The following is a 13864-nucleotide window of genomic DNA, read 5'->3' on the forward strand; positions in this document are numbered from 1 at the left end:
GATTCGGGGAGTCTGCCAAACGCTCCTGTCCGGCCGTGCGCCGTGAGCCCCCGTTCGAACGCCTCGGCTCCGGTCGTGGGACAGTTGGCGGTCGCGGGCCGGTGTGCGAAGCGCGCCGGTCCCCGCACACACGCCGTAGTGCCGTGACACGGAGGGACATACCGGGGGATGAGCAGCGCGACGACCGCAGTGATGAGTGTGCACCCGAAGCCAGGACGCATCGGCGGGGTTCGGCTGCACCAGGTGGTGTTGATAGAGGTCGCCGGCGCGCTGATGCTGATCGCGTGGGTGACGAACAGGGTCATGCTGGTGCCGCTGGGTCTGGTCGCGGCGGCCCTGGTGCTGCTGGCGGTCGTGCGGCGGCGCGGACGGCCGGTGGTGGAGTGGCTCAACGCGGTCGTGGCGCTGCGCGGACGGCTGCGGGCCGCCCGGCAGCCGTGGTCCGCGGAAGGGGTGGATCCGGGGCTGGCGCCGGTCATCGAGTGCGACGCGGCGCTGCGGACGTACACCTACACCGACCGGCAGCGTGAGCGCTCCATCGGGATGGTGGGTGACGGGACGTTCCTGACGGCTCTGCTGCTCGTCCAGCCGCGCGACGAACCGCTGCGGACGGCCCGGGACGCCCGGCCGCTGGAGCTCGGCCTGCTGCACGACGCCCTGGAGGTGGACGACATCCGGCTGGAGTCCGTCCAGGTCGTCCAGCACACGCAGCCCGCGCCCGGACCGCACCTGCCGGAGCAGGCCGCGGCGGCCCGGTCGTACGCGCCGCTCCAGGCCCAGGCCGGCACCCCCGCGATCCGGCTGACCTGGATCGCGCTGAAGCTCGCCCCCGAGCTGTGCCCGGAGGCGGTGCGGGCCCGCGGTGGCGGGATCGGCGGGGCGCAGCGCGCGCTGTTGCGGGCCACGGACCAGCTGGCGAGCCGGCTCACGGGGGCGGGGTTCGACGCCTCGGTCATGACGGAGGCGCAGGTGACGTCCGCCCTGGCGACCTCGGCCGGTGTGAGCCCGCAGGCCAGCGCGCTGGCGGTACGGGCGGACGCCCCGCTGCGGCGCACCACGGAGTCGGCCCGCGCCTGGCGCTGCGACGACCGCTGGCACACGACCTACTGGGTCGGCCGCTGGCCGCACCTGGGCGCGGGGGCCGCGCCCACCGCGCAGCTGGTGGCCCTGCTCACCTCGATGCCGGCGCTGGCCAGCACGTTCAGCCTGGCGGTGTCGCGCGGGACCGGCGGCTCACCGGCCGTCAGCGGACACGTCCGCCTCACCGCACGCGGCAGCAACGAACTGGTCTCCGTGCGGCGGCAGCTGGAGCGCGCGGCACGCGGTGTGAAGGTCAGCCTCGTCCGGCTGGACCGCGAACAGCTGCCCGGTGTGCTGGCCACCCTGCCCCTCGGAGGTACCCGTTGAGCACCCACCGTACGACGCCCGCCGGGACCAGCGGTCCGGCTCCGGCAGCCCCTCGGGCGGCCGGGCGGAGCAGGCCCGGGTTCGGGCTGCTCGGCCCGCGGCGCGACCGGCACGTACTGCCCGTGGAGCAGCTCGGCGCGCTGCGGCTGCCGCTCGGCGACGACGGGGTCGTGGCGGGTGTCGACGCGAAGGGGCAGCCCGCGGTGCTCGGCCTGTTCCGCCCCACCCAGCTCGACGTCGTGGTCATCGGCAGCGTGTGGACGGCGCAGGTGCTGGCGCTGCGCACGGCGGGCACCGGTGCGCGCGTCGCCGTGGAGACGGCCAGGCCGCAGGCGTGGACGGGGCTCGCGCAGGCGGCGGGCGGCGGTCAGCAGTGCATGACGGTGCACGACGTCAAGCAGGTGGGCCCGCAGGGCGCTTCGGTCACCAGCCCCGTGCTGGTCGTACGGGACTGCGGCATGCGCCCGCCGCGCAGCCGGCTGGCGACGGGGCCCTGGCAGTCCGTGCTGACGCTGATGCCGTTCCTGGGTCCGACGGCGCCGAAGCTGATCGAGAACGCGGGACTGGTCGGCATCCAGCGGGTCTCCCCGGAGGAGGCCGCGGTCCTCGGCCGGATTCTGCGGCTGCCGCAGGTGCAGGCCGAGGCGCTGCCCTCGCTCGGCGACGACATGGTGCTGTGGTGCACGACGCAGCACCGCAAGCTCGTCAAGCTCCAGCCGACCGACATCGAGGCCGGGCTCCTCGGAGTTCCGCGCCGGCTGGACTGACCGGTCCGGCTCTCCGGGTGCCCCCTCGCGCATTGGTCTTGACCAATGCGCGAGGATGTGCGGAGATCATGTGCGACGCCTTCACCAGGCCTTCGCATTCACTCTTCGCATTCGACCCGCAGGAGAACCACGCACTATGCGCATATCCGCAGCCACCGCGGCCACCGTGCTCGGCGGGAGCCTCGCTCTGGGCCTCATATCCGTCCCGGCTGCCCAGGCCACGCCTGCCGGCCCGTCGGAATGTGCCACCGACGCGTTCGGAGTCGCCGGTAAGTACGGCGAGTTCGTCCTCGGTGACGACGTCCACTCCCCCGACGCGGAGGGGGCGGTGGCCGTGGGCGGCAACGCCGACTTCCGCGGCGGGTTCAGCGTCGCCAACGAGCTGACGGCGGCGGAGGTCGCCGCCCTGCCCGGACAGGCCTCGCTCGTCGTGCGCGGCGACCTCCTCAACGGCGGCTCGGTCACCGCCGTGATGAAGGGCAACGCGGTCGTCGGCGGCAAGGTCGCCGACCGTGCCGTCGAACTGCACTCCGGCTCCTTCCGCAAGGACGCCGGGCTGATCGACTTCGACGCCGAGTTCACCAAGCTCCGCGGCTACTCCGCCGCGCTGGCCGGGGAAGCCGCGACCGACGGCACCCAGGTGAAGGCGGACGGCAGCCGGCTCACCCTGACCGGTGCCAACGCCACCCGCAACGTCTTCCGGGTGACCGCCGGTCAGCTGGAACAGGCCAAGGAAGTGTTCGTCAAGGTCCCGGCGGGTGCGACCTCGCTCGTCAACGTCAGTGGCGACAGCTACGACATGGCCACGGCCGGCACCACCGGGTTCTTCCTGTCCGGCGGGCAGGACTTCGTGCTGGACGACAAGCTCCAGAGCGCCTCCGACGGCAAGGTCCGCGCCCGCCTGCTGTGGAACTTCCCCGATGCCCGCACCATCACCAAGAACAGCCAGGCCGCCTGGCCCGGCAGCGTGCTGGCACCTCGGGCCCACCTCGAACTGGGCACCGCCGCGCCGGTCAACGGCTCGGTCTGGGTGGCCTCGCTGCACGGCTCGGGCGGTGCGGAGACGCATCACTTCCCGTTCAGCGGCTGCCTGCCCGAGACCGGGGAGACCCCGGCGCCGAGCGAGACCCCGGGAGCCACTCCGCCGGTCGTCAGCACCCCGTCCGGCTCCACGACGCCCTCCCCGGGCGACACCCCGGCGGGCTCGGCCTCCCCGTCCGGCTCACCCTCCGGCTCCGCCTCGCAGCCCGCGGAGGCGGCGGGCACGCCCACCCCGTCGCAGAGCAGCACGGCCCCCGCGGAGGGCGACCTGGCCACGACCGGCAGCAGCGGCACCCTCCCGCTGATCGCCGGCACCGCGGTGGTGCTCGCCGCGGGCGCCGGACTGGTGGTGGCGTCCCGCCGCCGCTCGAAGCGCGCCTGATCCGCGGCACAACCGCGAGCTGACGCGCGAGCGGCCCCGCACGGCTGAGCGGCCCCGCACGGCTGAGCAGCCCCGCACGGCTGAGCAGCCCCGCACGGCTGAGCGGCCCGCCGAGCCGCCGGTCCGGACCCCGGACCGGCGGCTCCGGTGCCTCTCGCCCCCTAGGCGGGCAGCACCGGCAGCAGCTGGGGCAGGTGGCCGTCCGACGCGGCGGCCGCTGCCACCCGCTCCTCGGGCACCTCCCCGTACAGCGTCGTACGCGGCTTCGCCGGCCGGCCGGCCGCCTCGGCCACCGCGACCAGATCCTGCACGGACTTGTACGAGCCGTAACTCGACCCGGCCATCCGGGAGATCGTCTCCTCCATCAGTGTGCCGCCCAGGTCGTTCGCGCCCGAGCGGAGCATCTCGGCCGCGCCCTCCGTGCCCAGCTTCACCCAGCTGGTCTGGATGTTGGTGATGTGCGGGTGCAGGAGGAGGCGGGCCATGGCCGTCACCGCGCGGTTGTCGCGGTCGGTCGGACCGGGGCGGGCGATGCCGGCCAGGTAGACGGGCGCGTTGGTGTGGATGAACGGCAGCGTCACGAACTCGGTGAGGCCGCCGGTCTCCTGCTGGAGGCGGGCGAGGGTCCGCAGGTGGCCGAGCCAGTGGCGGGGCTGGTCGACGTGGCCGTACATCATCGTGGACGAGGAACGCAGCCCCACCTCGTGCGCGGTCCTGATGACCTCCAGCCAGGTCGCCGTGGGCAGTTTGCCCTTGGTGAGCACCCAGCGGACCTCGTCGTCCAGGATCTCGGCCGCCGTGCCGGGGATCGAGTCGAGACCGGCCTCCTCGGCGGCGACCAGCCAGTCGCGGATCGACATGCCGGTGCGGGTGGCGCCGTTGACGACCTCCATCGGCGAGAACGCGTGCACGTGCATGCCGGGCACGCGCTCCTTCACCGCCCGCGCGATGTCGAAGTACGCGGTGCCGGGCAGGTCCGGGTGGATGCCGCCCTGCATGCAGACCTCCACCGCCCCGACGTCCCACGCCTGCGCGGCCCGGTCGGCGACCTGGTCCAGGGAGAGGGTGTACGCGTCGGCGTCGGTGCGCCGCTGGGCGAAGGCGCAGAAGCGGCAGCCGGTGTAGCAGACGTTGGTGAAGTTGATGTTGCGCGTGACGATGTACGTGACGTCGTCACCGACCACGTCCCGGCGCAGCGCGTCCGCGATCCGGCACAGCTCGTCCAGCGCCGGCCCGTCCGCGTGCAGCAGGGCGAGCGCCTGCTCGTCGGTGAGCCTGGTCGGGTCGTCGGCGGCCTGGCTCAGCGCCCCGCGGACGTCGCCGTCGATGCGGGACGGCACCATGCCGGGGGCGGCGGCCTCGCGGAGCGCCTCCCAGTCCCCGTACACCTCGTCGAAGTCGTCACGGCGGTCCGCGGTGCGGCCCTCGGTGTCGATGGTGTGGTGCAGGTCGGTGCGGCCGGAGGCGTTGAAGCCCTCGTCGGGCTCCTGCCAGGGCAGCCCGGCGGGGATCGCCCCCTCCTTCGCGAGACCGGTCTCCGGGTCCGCCAGCGCGCGGACGTGCGGGAGCAGGCGCGGGTCCAGCCAGGGTTCGCCGCGCTGGATGAACTCCGGGTAGATGGTGAGCCGTTCCCGCAGCGCGAAGCCGCTCTGCGCGGTCTTCGCGGCCAGCTCGTCGATGTGCGGCCAGGGGCGCTCGGGGTTCACGTGGTCGGGCGTGAGCGGCGAGACACCGCCCCAGTCGTCGATCCCGGCGCCGATCAGCAGCGCGTACTCGGCGTCCACCAGGTTCGGCGGGGCCTGGATGCGGGCCGACGGGCCGAGGATGTGCCGGGCGACGGCGACGGCGGCGGCCAGCTCCTCCAGCTCCGCGTCCGGCATGCCGCGCATCGCGGTGTCCGGCTTGGCGCGGAAGTTCTGGACGATGACCTCCTGGATGCCGTGGTAGGCGCGGGCGGTCTTGCGCAGCTCGAAGAGGGAGTCGGCGCGCTCCTCGTACGACTCCCCGATGCCGATCAGGATGCCGGTGGTGAACGGCACGTTGGAGCGGCCCGCGTCCTCCAGGACGCGCAGCCGTACGGCCGGCTCCTTGTCCGGTGAGCCGTGGTGCGGGCCGCCCGGCTCCGACCACAGGCGGGTCGCGGTGGTCTCCAGCATCATGCCCATGGACGGGGCGACGGGCTTGAGCCGCTGGAGGTCCGTCCAGGTCAGGACACCCGGGTTGAGGTGGGGCAGCAGCCCGGTCTCCTCAAGGACCCGGATCGCCATGGCGCGTACGTACGCGAGGGTGTCGTCGTACCCCTCGGCCTCCAGCCACTCCCGCGCCTCCGGCCAGCGGTCCTCCGGCCGGTCGCCCAGCGTGAACAGCGCTTCCTTGCAGCCCAGCTCCGCGCCCTCGCGGGCGATGGCGAGGACCTCGTCCGGCGACAGGAACATGCCGTGGCCCTCGCGCCGGAGCTTGCCGGGGACGGTGACGAAGGTGCAGTAGTGGCACTTGTCACGGCAGAGCCGGGTGAGCGGGATGAAGACCTTGCGGGAGTACGTGATGACACCCGGCCGGCCCGCGGCCTCCAGCCCGGCGTCCCTGACCCGGGCGGCGGAGGCGGCGAGATCCGTCAGATCCTCGCCGCGCGCCTGGAGGAGGACGGCGGCCTCTGTCACGTCGAGGGCGACACCGTCGCGGGCCCGCCTGAGGGCACGGCGCATGGAATTGGTGGTGGGGCGTCCGCTCTGAGGATCGGTCATGAAACGAGGATACGAGCGGGTAGCCGGCCGGTGACCGGCCGGATCTCCCGCAGGCCACACCCGCCACCGGCGTCCCGTCCGCCGCACGGAGCACCGCCCCCGGTCCCCCTCGGCAAGGCCATCCCGACCGGCTCGGCCGTCGCCCCTGGCGCCTCGGCCGTACAGCGGTCCGCGCCCCGTAGGGTCGGCACGGTGATGGAAACGATCGTCTTCGACATCGGTGAGACACTCCTCCGCGACGACCGCTACTGGGCCTCCTGGGCCGACTGGCTCGGCGTCCCGCCGCACACGCTGAGTGCGCTGGTCGGTGCCGCGGTCGCCCAGGGGCGGGACAGCGCCGACGCGCTGAGCCTGCTGCGCCCCGACATGGACATCAACGAGGCCTCGCTCGCCCGGACCGCCGCGGGCCGCGGCGAGCACCTGGCGGAGCCGGACCTGTACCCGGACGTACGGCCGGTGCTGGCGGAACTGCGCGCGCTGGGCGTACGGGTGGTGATCGCGGGCAACGGGACGGTGCTGGCGGGGGAGCTCCTGCGGGCGCTGGACCTGCCGGCGGACCTCGTCGTCACCTCGGACGAGTGGGGCGTCGCCAAGCCGGACCCGGAGTTCTTCGCCCGGGTGCTGGAGGTGTCGGGCGCGGAGCCGGGGGCGACGCTGTACGTGGGTGACCACCCGGCCGGCGATCTGTTCCCGGCCAAGTCGTGCGGGCTGCTCACCGCGCATCTCCGGCGGGGGGCGTGCGGGTACTGGTGGGCGGACCATCCCGATGTCGTCGCCGCCGCGGACTTCCGCATCGACGCGCTGACGGACCTGCCGGCGCTCCTGGGCAAGGTGCCGGACCCGCCCCGGCCGAGGGCCCTGCGGGCGCTGTAGGCCGGAGCCGGCGGTTCCGGGCGCGCGGCCGCTCCGTTCCCGTCAGGAGTCATCCGACCCCTATGCGCGAGCCCGCCCGCCCCCCATGAAGAACGCGCCGATTGGGCGCACTTCACGCCATCCTGACCCCGGCGATCCGACAGAAACAAACAGAAACCTCCGACGGCACACTTCCGGACCTCCGGCCCCTCGCCGCATAGTGCTGTGCGAAAGCACCCGCGCCGAGTACCGAGAGAACGGAAGCCCATGCATCCCCCGCTACCGCGCACGAGGCCGACCGCGGCTTCCGTGACCGCCGTGATCGTGGCCGCGGCCGCGCTGTCGCTGCCGGCCGTCTCCGCCCCGGCGTCGGCCGCGACCGGCCGTGCGGTGCAGTACGTCGACTGCTCCGCCACCGGGAGCCGGCAGACCGGTTCCGTCACCGCGCCCTGGCAGAGCCTGGACCGGGTCAACCGGCTCAGGCTCGGAACCGGCAGCCAGATCCGGCTCAGGCGCTCCACCCGCTGCACCGGCACCCTGGCGCCCGACGGCTCCGGCGCTCCGGGCAGGCCGATGGTCATCGGCGCCTACGGGACCGGCGCCAAGCCCGTGATCGACGGCGGCGGCAACCCCGAGACGCTGCTGCTGAAGAACACCCAGTGGGTCGAGGCGAGCGACCTCTCGATCACCAACTCGGGCAACCCCGGCGGCAACAAGCGCGGCGTGCGCGTCCAGCTGGAGGACTACGGCACCGGGACCCACTACCGGCTCACCGGTCTCGACATCCACGACATCCGAGGCGACGACACCAAGGGCACCACCGGCTCCGCGGGCATCCTGTTCTCCGTCACGGGCTCGGCCACGCCCACCAGGTTCGACGACGTCGAGGTCGCCGGGAACACCGTCACCGGCGTGGACCGCGAGGGCATCTACTTCGGCTCGACCTGGAACAACCGCCCGGTGCACGGCGACTACGACCCGGACGGGCCCGCCTACCTGCCGTCGACCCGGGTCGTCGTCCGGGGCAACACGCTGAAGGACCTCGCGGGCGACGGCATCGTCATGACGGCCACCGACGGCGCGCTCGTCGAACACAACCGCCTCGACGGCTTCCAGCGCCGCTCGGCCGGCTACAACGCGGGCATGTGGCCCTGGAACGCCGACCACACGCTCTTCCAGTACAACGAGGTGTCCGGCGGCGAGACGACCCGGGACGGCATGGCGTACGACGTCGACGAGGGCACGTTCGGCACCGTCTTCCAGTACAACGTCAGCCATGACAACGCGGGCGGCTTCTTCCTGGTCTGCACGGCGACGGGGACGCTCTCCGACGCCGTCATCCGGTACAACGTCAGCCGCGACGACCACTACCGGGGCATCGAGACGTGTGCGGGCTCCTTCGACGACGTACGGGCGCACAACAACACCGTGTACATCGGCGAGGGCGTCAGCCAGACGGTCGTCAACGAGAACACGGACAACCACCACGGCCTGACGCTGACCAACAACATCGTCGTCAAGGAGGGCACGGGCAGCGCGACGTTCGCCCTCAGGGACAGCACCGGCGTCTCGCTCTCCCACAACACCCTGGTGCATGTCACCGGTGCTCCCGCCAACAACGGCGGCTCCACCGCCGACCCCCTGCTGACCGACCGCACCGGCGCCCTCCCCGGCGGACTGCGGCTGCGCCGGGGCTCGCCCGCGATCGGCGCCGGCACCCCGGTACCCGGTGTGGATCGCGATCTGTACGGCAACGCCGTCACGGACCCGCCGAACGCCGGTGCCTACGCGGGCCGGGGCGTGGCCGGTCCGACGCCCCCGCCGGCCGGGAGCGCCACCGGCCCCGGGGCGTAACCGCAGTGGCCGGGCCCGGGAGCACGACGGCCCGACCGGTGCGCCCCGTGCGGCGGGCCGTCGGCTCTCCCGCGCCCCACCAGGGCCCGGCCCGTCAGCCGATGACCAGGGGGAGCCGCCCGCCGAACCCGCCGAGTCCGGCCGCCTCCGACTCCGTCGGAGTGCGCCGGCCGGTACCGATCAGCAGGGCGTCCTTGTCGGAGAACGAGGGCGGAAACGCCGTGCCCGCGATCGCGGTCAGCAGCTCGCGCGCCCGCGCGAGCCCCTCCGCGGGCGGGTCGGCCGCGTCCGGCAGGTGGGCGATCAGGTCGAGGTGGTGCAGCGTGCTCTCCAGTACGTACACGGAGAGGTAGTCGGCCACGGTGTACACCTCGTCGCGGGTGCTCACCCCGAGGTCAGGGGCCGCGAGTCCGGCGGCGCGGCCCGCCGCGGAGCCGACGTCGTCGAGGTGGAACTTCAGCAGCCACGGCTCCCCGTACGCGGCGGCCAGCCGGACGGTCAGCGCGTCGAGCGGGTCCTCACCGGTCGGCGGCGCGTCCGCGACCTCCCAGTACGTGACCGCGTTCCGGGTCGGCTCGGTGGCGGCGGGGGTGGCGAGGGTGATCAGGATGTCCTGGGCGTCGATGACCAGGTGGCACACCAGATCCCGCACGAGCCACCCGGTGCAGCCGGACGGCCGCGCGAAGTCCGCGTCGTCGAGTCCGGCCACCGCCGCGAGCAGTGCTGTCCAGGAGCGTGAGAAGTCGTCCACGACCGCAAGCTAACAGCGCCCGCCCTCTCGGCGCGGCCGATTCCGCGGCGCCCGCAGACCGTGAACGCTCCCGATGAACGCGTCCTGCCCGTCGGCGACCTGTGGTCACCGACGGGCAGGAGGAGATCTTGCCGGGCGCGGGAGCGCGCTCGTCAACGCGTGATCAGATGCGCACCGCGCCCACGATGGAGCCGATGGTGCTCATCGACTCGTAGCGGACGAAGGCGCCCGGATACGGGGCGTGGAGCACGCTGCCGCCGCCCGCGTAGAGCCCGACGTGCGAGTTGCCGTTGAAGAAGACCAGGTCGCCCGGCTTCAGCTGGCTCGTCGAGATGCGCGTGCCCTGGTTGATCTGGGTGAACGTGGTGCGGGTGATCTCGACACCGGCCTGGTGGTACGCCCACTGGGTCAGGCCGGAGCAGTCGAAGGAGCCGGGGCCGGTGGCGCGCGCCTGGTACGGCATGCCCACACGCGTGTTGGCGGCCTGGAGGGCTGCGGCGCCGAGGGCGGACGCGGGGGCCTCGTTGCCGAGTTCGACCCGCTCACTGCTGCCGCGGCTGGCGCGCACCTTGTCACTGGCGGCGCTGCTGGCGCGGGCGTCGTCCTCGCGCATCTTCGCGCGCTCGGCGGCGGTCAGGGTGTTGAGCACCTTCTGGGCCTCGGCGAGCTTGCCCTGCTGCTGCTTCTTCTTCGAGCCGAGCGTCTTGCGGACGTCGGCCAGGTCGCCGAGCTTGTCCTGGGCCTCCTTGCGCTCCTGCGCGAGGGTCCGCTGCTTGCCCTGGATCTTCGTCAGCGCCTCGGACTGCTTGGCCGTCAACTGGTCGAGCGCGGAGGCCTGGTCGAGGAAGCTGTCCGGGTCGGAGGCGAGGAAGAGCTGCACCGAGGGGTCGATGCCGCCCGAGCGGTACTGCGCGGCGGCGAGCGAACCGAGGCCGGCCCGGAGCGTGTTGAGCTCCTGCTGGCCGCGGGCCACCTTGTCCTGAAGCGCGCCGACCTGCTTTTCGAGCTTCTCCTGCTTCTCCTTGGCCGCGTTGTAGTGCTCGTTGGCGACCTCGGCCTCGTGGTAGAGCTTGTCGACCTCGGCCTTGACCTCGCTCTTGGTCGGCTTGGGATCGGCGTGAGCGGCCTGGGAGGTCAGCGCCACGGCTGCGGCGGCGGTCGCGGTGAGCACGGTCACCCGGGCGCGGCTCGGGTTCTTGGGACGACGGTGGGACGCCACGGAGGCGAGCTCCTTCTTCCTGGAGCCGCCTACCGGGCCATGGGGGGACGGGAAGCCCCGGCTCCGCACACGTCGCGGAATCGGCGGTTCCTTCGCTGCCACCCCGGATGGGTGACCAACCGTGCGAAGGTTCGAGGGCCAACCATAGTGACCATCTCGTAATCAGTTCAATCGACGCAGGTGGAATCTCTCCACAAGGGGTACTTATTTTGCTCACACCCCACTACGCGTAGCCGTGATCTGACGGCGCGTACCGTAACTTCGGGCAAGTCGCCCCAAGGGCCGCCAGGCATACGGAATAGCGCATTCCACCCGTCCGCCTCTTCGGCTCCCCTTCCGCTTCTTCTTCCGTTTCCTCTTCCGCTTCCGGCGGCGGGACGGCGGAGAAGGCCCTAGGGTCGCCCCTCATGAACGAACTCCCCTCCTCCTACCTCCGGGCCACGGCGGACGCCTATGACGCCATGGCCGTCGTCTACGCCGACTTCGCCCGTGACAGCCTCTGCGCCCTCCCGCTGGACCGCGCGATGCTCGCCGCCTTCGCCGACCTCGTACGGGCGCGGCCCGCCGGACCGGTCGCCGAACTGGGCTGCGGCCCCGGGTACCTCACGGCGCACCTGCGGGGCCTGGGACTGGACGCGTTCGGGATCGACCTCTCGCCGGTGATGGTCGGCCTTGCCCGCGAGGCGTACCCGGACCTGCGGTTCGAGGTCGGTTCGATGGACGCGCTGGATCTGGCCGACGGGGAGCTGGGCGGCATCGTGTCCTGGTACTCGGTCATCCACACCCCGCCGAAGGAACTCCCGCCGTACTTCGCCGAGTTCCGCCGGGTACTGCCCCCGGGCGGCGTCCTCCTGTTCGCCTTCTTCGAGGCCGGGGACGGGCCGGTGGAGGCGTTTGACCACAAGGTGACGACGGCCTACCGGTGGCCGGTCGACGAACTCGCCCGGCTGGCCCGCGAGGCCGGGTTCGTCGAGATCGGCCGGATGCTCCGGGAGCCCCTCGAAGGCGAGCGGTTCCGCCGGGGACACCTGCTGATGCGCGCGGAACACGGGGAACGGGAGGAGTAGGGAGCAGTAAGGGGCGAGGGGAGGCCTCTCGGCGCTGTGACAGAACGAGGACGCCGTCGCAGACCGCCTGTAACTCGGTGCGGGATACAAATATTTACGACCACACGCACCGCGTCGCTTCTGGGGGAACACCATGAAGTACACCCGCATCGCAGCCATCGCCGCCGTCGGGCTCGCCGCCACCCTCTCGCTCACCGCCTGTGGCAATGACGGCTCCGGAAAGACCTCGGCCGCCAAGGACTCCTCCGCCTCTTCCTCGTCTTCGACCGCCTCGGACTCCTCGGACTCCCCGAATTCTTCATCCTCCTCGGACGACAGCCCGGAGTCGGGGAGCGGCTCGCAGGCGGGCAACGTGAAGCCGGACTCCGGCGGCGGCGTCGAGACCCGCTCCGACGCCGCGAACGGCGCGTCGGGGACCGGCGGCAAGGCCACGTTCTGCAAGACCGAGGACCTGGCCATCGACGCCGCCGACGCCGCGACCGACGAGGTCTCCGGCAGGATCAACGTCACCATGATCAACCGGGGTTCGGCCACCTGCTCGGCGACGGGCTTCCCGGGCGTCGACATCAAGGACTCCGACAACACGGCGAGCCCCGTCGAGCGCGGCCACGCCGAGCCGCGCATCACCGTCCTGAAGCCCGGCGACGCCGCTGTCTTCGACATCGCCTACGACATCGACAACAGCGACGACAGCCACACCGACCCGACCGACATCCTGGTGACACCCCCGAACGAGACCCACACCGTGGACCTGAAGTGGCCCGAGGGCGCGGGCAAGGTCAAGGACTCCTACGTCGGCGTCCAGGTCTACCCCACGCACACGACCAAGTAGACGGACCGCGGGGCGGGCGCGCCGAACGCCGCGCCCCCGGCCATGATCCGCCGGACAGGCCCTAGAGGAACTCGGCGTACGCGTCCAGCGTCCGCAGCACTTCCGCCTCCCCCGCCGGGGGTAGTTGGAGCACGACCTCCTCGATGCCCAGGTCCGCGTAGTGCGCCAGCTTGCCCGCGTCCGGCAGGACCGCGTACGGGACCACCCGCAGGTCCTTCGGGTCCCGGCCCGCCGACTCCCAGGCGGCACGGAGCCGGGGCATCGACTCCGTGAGACCCCCGCCGCCGATCGGCATCCAGCCGTCCGCGTACTCCGCGATGCTCGCGAACAGCTTCGGTCCGGCCGCACCGCCGACCAGGGTGCGCGGGCCGACCACCGGGCCCCGGGGCTGCTGGAACGGCTTCGGGTACGCGTAGCTGGCCTGGACAGAGCCGAACTCGCCCTCGTACCCGGTCGGTTCCGCGGACCAGAGCGCACGCATCAGCGCCATCCGGTCACGGCCGAGATCGCGGCGGGTGCGCCAGTCCACGCCGTGGTCGGCGGCCTCCTCCACGTTCCAGCCGAAGCCGAGCCCCAGGGTGAAGCGGCCACCGGAGAGGTGGTCGAGGGTGGCGATCTGCTTGGCCAGGTCGATCGGGTCGTGCTGGGCGATCAGGGTGATGCCGGTACCGAGCGTCAGCCGTTCGGTGACGGCGGCGGCCTGCCCGAGCGCCACGAAGGGGTCCAGGGTGCGGCCGTACTCCGGCGGCAGCTCGCCGCCCTGCGGGTACGGGGTCTTCCTGCTCACCGGGATGTGGGTGTGCTCCGGGAGGTAGAGCCCGGCGAACCCGCGCTGTTCGAGCTGGCGCGCGAGCCGTACCGGTGTGATCGTCTCGTCGGTGAGGAAGATCGTTGTGCCGATCCGCATGCGAGGACACCTCCGTCGTCGTCGAGTGACGGCCCCAAGGT

11 protein-coding genes are annotated in these 13864 nt (G+C 72.6%); 7 read left to right on the forward strand and 4 right to left on the reverse strand.

Annotation, left to right across the window (positions count from 1 at the left end; translation table 11 throughout):
* Nucleotides 1-168: 168 nt before the first annotated feature.
* From eccE to ACIP89_RS16760, 3 genes are all read left to right on the forward strand, one after another.
* A complete protein-coding gene (gene eccE, locus ACIP89_RS16750) occupies nt 169-1407 on the forward strand; it encodes a type VII secretion protein EccE (protein ID WP_401927199.1) in 1239 nt (412 codons plus the stop codon).
* Complete coding sequence (locus ACIP89_RS16755) at nt 1404-2174, forward strand: hypothetical protein (protein ID WP_401927201.1); 771 nt, start codon at nt 1404-1406, stop codon at nt 2172-2174. Before eccE ends, ACIP89_RS16755 begins: the two co-directional genes overlap by 4 nt.
* 136 nt (nt 2175-2310) lie before the next feature.
* Nucleotides 2311-3597 (forward strand): choice-of-anchor A family protein, encoded by a 1287-nt coding sequence (locus ACIP89_RS16760; protein WP_401927204.1) that lies wholly within the window; start codon nt 2311-2313, stop codon nt 3595-3597.
* Nucleotides 3598-3758: 161 nt separating this feature from the next.
* Here the strand turns inward: ACIP89_RS16760 and ACIP89_RS16765 are convergent, their stop codons facing one another.
* On the reverse strand, nt 3759-6341 hold the full coding sequence (locus tag ACIP89_RS16765) for a bifunctional FO biosynthesis protein CofGH (protein WP_402115448.1): 2583 nt from the start codon (nt 6339-6341) through the stop codon (nt 3759-3761).
* 195 nt (nt 6342-6536) lie between these two features.
* On the opposite strand from ACIP89_RS16765, the gene ACIP89_RS16770 reads away from it, so the two are divergent.
* A complete protein-coding gene (locus ACIP89_RS16770; RefSeq protein WP_401927293.1) occupies nt 6537-7214 on the forward strand; it encodes an HAD family hydrolase in 678 nt (225 codons plus the stop codon).
* A 288-nt stretch (nt 7215-7502) separates the two neighbouring features.
* Complete coding sequence (locus ACIP89_RS16775) at nt 7503-9047, forward strand: right-handed parallel beta-helix repeat-containing protein (protein WP_402115450.1); 1545 nt, start codon at nt 7503-7505, stop codon at nt 9045-9047.
* 94 nt (nt 9048-9141) lie between these two features.
* On the opposite strand, the gene ACIP89_RS16780 is transcribed toward ACIP89_RS16775, so the two are convergent.
* On the reverse strand, nt 9142-9798 hold the full coding sequence (locus ACIP89_RS16780; protein ID WP_402115451.1) for a maleylpyruvate isomerase N-terminal domain-containing protein: 657 nt from the start codon (nt 9796-9798) through the stop codon (nt 9142-9144).
* Nucleotides 9799-9961: 163 nt separating this feature from the next.
* Nucleotides 9962-11017: an NlpC/P60 family protein gene (locus ACIP89_RS16785; protein ID WP_401927213.1), complete on the reverse strand. Its 1056-nt coding sequence runs from the start codon at nt 11015-11017 to the stop codon at nt 9962-9964.
* 407 nt (nt 11018-11424) lie between these two features.
* On the opposite strand from ACIP89_RS16785, the gene ACIP89_RS16790 reads away from it, so the two are divergent.
* Both ACIP89_RS16790 and ACIP89_RS16795 read left to right on the forward strand, forming a co-directional pair.
* Nucleotides 11425-12084: a class I SAM-dependent DNA methyltransferase gene (locus ACIP89_RS16790; RefSeq protein ID WP_402115453.1), complete on the forward strand. Its 660-nt coding sequence runs from the start codon at nt 11425-11427 to the stop codon at nt 12082-12084.
* Nucleotides 12085-12217: 133 nt separating this feature from the next.
* On the forward strand, nt 12218-12916 hold the full coding sequence (locus tag ACIP89_RS16795) for a DUF4232 domain-containing protein (protein WP_402115454.1): 699 nt from the start codon (nt 12218-12220) through the stop codon (nt 12914-12916).
* Between the two features lie 61 nt (nt 12917-12977).
* On the opposite strand, the gene ACIP89_RS16800 is transcribed toward ACIP89_RS16795, so the two are convergent.
* Nucleotides 12978-13823: an LLM class F420-dependent oxidoreductase gene (locus ACIP89_RS16800; RefSeq protein ID WP_401927220.1), complete on the reverse strand. Its 846-nt coding sequence runs from the start codon at nt 13821-13823 to the stop codon at nt 12978-12980.
* Nucleotides 13824-13864: the final 41 nt, after the last annotated feature.

This window comes from Streptomyces sp. NPDC088730 (genome assembly GCF_044751215.1).
Taxonomy (GTDB): Bacteria; Actinomycetota; Actinomycetes; order Streptomycetales; family Streptomycetaceae; genus Streptomyces.